The sequence below is a fragment of the Vibrio sp. A37 genome (assembly GCF_059777565.1).
The window spans coordinates 1-590 of record NZ_JBLNLI010000076.1; the positions used below are offsets into that span (position 1 = coordinate 1).

The 590-nt window shown below is 42.7% G+C and carries 1 protein-coding gene; it reads right to left on the reverse strand.

Going from position 1 to position 590, the window contains the following annotated elements:
* Nucleotides 1–590, reverse strand: a 590-nt coding sequence (locus ACM2FC_RS23600; RefSeq protein WP_498483470.1) for an AMP-binding protein, incomplete at both ends; no start/stop codon positions are given.

The window sequence follows — 590 nt, forward strand, 5'->3', positions numbered from 1 at the left end:
GCCTGCCCCCCCAATGTAAAGCTCACCGGGGACCCCTACCGGAACGAGAGACTGTCGGGCATTTAGTACATACAGGCGCGCATTATTAATAGGTCTACCAATATTAGTGTGCTTAACATTAGTTATATCTGCTTGCGTAGCCATGACACAAACTTCGGTCGGGCCGTACTGATTGAAGAGTGTTAATGAGCTTGGTATTTCAGAGAGCTCAAAGGGCAAAGATAAAACTTCCCCTCCCGTATGCAAAACTTTCAGCCCAGTTTCAATCAATAGCTCAGCAAATTGATTAATCATAATCGTTGGAATAAATGCCTTTTGTATACCAACTGCCTCGATCAATTCACATAGTTTTTCAGGATTATATCGTACCTGCTCAGTACAAATCGAAATTTCACTACCAGTCATTAAGCAGGGAAATAATTCATAGATCGAAGCATCGAAAACATAGTCGGAAAATAATAGGGCTTTCAGCCCGGCAATCAATCCATGAGTTTTAGATACCCATTGACTGAGATTTATTATTGACGAATGATTGACCATCACCCCTTTAGGCTGCCCTGTCGTCCCCGACGTATACATCACATACGCCA